Below are 2075 nucleotides of genomic sequence, written 5' to 3' on the forward strand. Positions count from 1 at the left end.
GGCTGACACCTTGCCGGCCCGCAGGGAATTGACACACCCCAGAATCCGGTACAAACCGTGGGAGGCACAGCCATCACGTTCGCCAACAAGCACCGTCGCCGCCACCGCTTGTGCATGGGCCAGATTAAAACCGTTGTGCAACAAGATCGATTCGGCCAACTCACGGGCTTCGATCAGGGTCAGTCGGATCATGGTCATCTCCTTGGACAGACCGGTCAGAGTGGTCTATCCGAGGCGTTATGGCTTGACGGGTTTGGGCATTGGCGGTGACGAAATTGGCACAGCGCAGGCCGTTGGACCCCGTTAAACCAATGGCTGATGAGATCCAGTGTGGGAGCGAGCCTGCTCGCGAAGGCCACACCTCTGTTTCAAGACTGATTGATGCTTTTTCGGCAACACAGAATTGCCATCGACCTGATTGATAGACCTCTGCGTAAGGCGCAGGCTAGAGAGCTGATTTGGCCTCTCATATCATTCCGAATGATAGTTACCTTCGCCCCATTCGATTCGTGAGATACAAGCCCGCCGCGCATCATTCGCCAATCTCAACACATTGGCGGATGCATCCATGGAACAGTCATTCAAACATTTGCGCTTCCCGTTGGCTTTGTTGGCCGTAGTGGTGATCAGCGCTTGCGGCAAGGCCCCGGAGACCGCCGCCAGCATGCCAGCGGCCAAGGTCAGCGTGGCCAAGGTGCTGGAGCAACCGGTCAACGAGTGGGACGAATTCACCGGGCGCCTCGAAGCGCCGGTAACCGTGGAGATCCGTCCGCGGGTCTCCGGCCAGATCGATGAAGTGGCGTTCACAGAAGGCGCCCTGGTCAAGAAAGGCGACCTGCTGTTCCAGATCGACCCGCGTCCGTTCCAGGCTGAGGTCCGCCGCCTCGAAGCCCTGGTTGCACAATCGCGCGCCAATGCTACCCGCAGCGAAAACGAAGCCCAGCGCGGTGAACGCCTGCGCACCAGTAACGCCATTTCCGCCGAACTGGCCGATTCGCGTACCAGCGCCGCCCAGGAAGCCCGCGCCGCCGTCGGCGCCCTGCAAGCGCAACTGGACCTGGCCAAGCTGAACCTGAGCTTCACCCGCGTCACCGCCCCCATCAGCGGCCGCGTCAGCCGTGCGGAAATCACCGCCGGCAACCTGGTGACCGCCGACACCACCCCGCTGACCAGCGTGGTCTCCACCGACAAGGTGTACGCCTACTTCGATGCAGACGAGCGTGTGTTCCTCAAGTACACCGAGCTCGCTCGCCAGGGCAAGCGCGGCGCCACCACCCCGGTTTACATGGGCCTGTCCAACGAGGACGGTAACCCGCACCAGGGCGTGATGAACTTCGTCGACAACCAGGTCAACCCGAAAACCGGCACCATCCGTGGTCGCGCCGTGTTCGACAACAGCGATGGCAGCTACACCCCAGGCCTGTATGCACGCCTGAAACTGGTGGGCAGCGGCACCTACAGCGCCATGCTGATCAACGACGAAGCGGTCGGCACCGACCTGGGCAAGAAGTTCGTGCTGGTGATGGATGCCGACAACAAGACCGCCTACCGCGCGGTGGAGCTGGGTCCGAAGATCGAAGGTCTGCGCATCGTGCGCAACGGCCTGAACAAGGACGACACGATTATCGTCAAGGGCCTGCAACGGGTGCGTCCTGGTTCACCGGTCACCCCTGAAGTGATTCCGATGGCCAGCGAACAAACCCTCGCGGCACTCGCACAACAACGTCAAGCGCTGGAAGCCAGCAACCTGCCCCAAGTCGCGCCTGCCAGGGTTGCGCCGGGCACGGCTGTGAAACTGGCTGCCACGACCCCACGCGGTTAAGGGATTTTTACGATGAATTTTTCCCAATTCTTCATTTCGCGGCCGATCTTCGCAGCGGTGCTGTCGCTGCTGATCCTGATCGCCGGTGCGATCTCGCTGTTCCAGCTGCCGATCAGCGAATACCCGGAAGTGGTGCCGCCGACCGTGGTGGTCCGCGCCAACTTCCCGGGGGCCAACCCCAAGGTCATCGGTGAAACCGTGGCCGCGCCGCTGGAGCAAGCCATCACCGGCGTCGAGAACATGCTGTACATGT

The 2075-nt window shown here is 61.4% G+C and carries 3 protein-coding genes; 2 read left to right on the top strand and 1 reads right to left on the bottom strand.

Features of this window, described 5'->3' with window-relative positions; all coding sequences use genetic code 11:
• Positions 1-192 (bottom strand): Ldh family oxidoreductase (locus tag ACXRVY_RS25875; RefSeq protein WP_458238607.1); only part of this gene is annotated, 192 nt, incomplete at its 3' end.
• A gap of 376 nt (positions 193-568) precedes the next feature.
• Between ACXRVY_RS25875 and mexE the strand changes: the two genes are divergently transcribed.
• Together mexE and ACXRVY_RS25885 are read left to right on the top strand one after the other, a co-directional pair.
• A complete protein-coding gene (mexE, locus tag ACXRVY_RS25880) occupies positions 569-1822 on the top strand; it encodes a multidrug efflux RND transporter periplasmic adaptor subunit MexE (protein ID WP_458238608.1) in 1254 nt (417 codons plus the stop codon).
• 12 nt (positions 1823-1834) lie between these two features.
• Positions 1835-2075: efflux RND transporter permease subunit (locus ACXRVY_RS25885; protein ID WP_458238609.1), on the top strand; the 241-nt coding region annotated here is incomplete at its 3' end.

This window comes from Pseudomonas sp. P5_A2_2 (assembly GCF_054177685.1).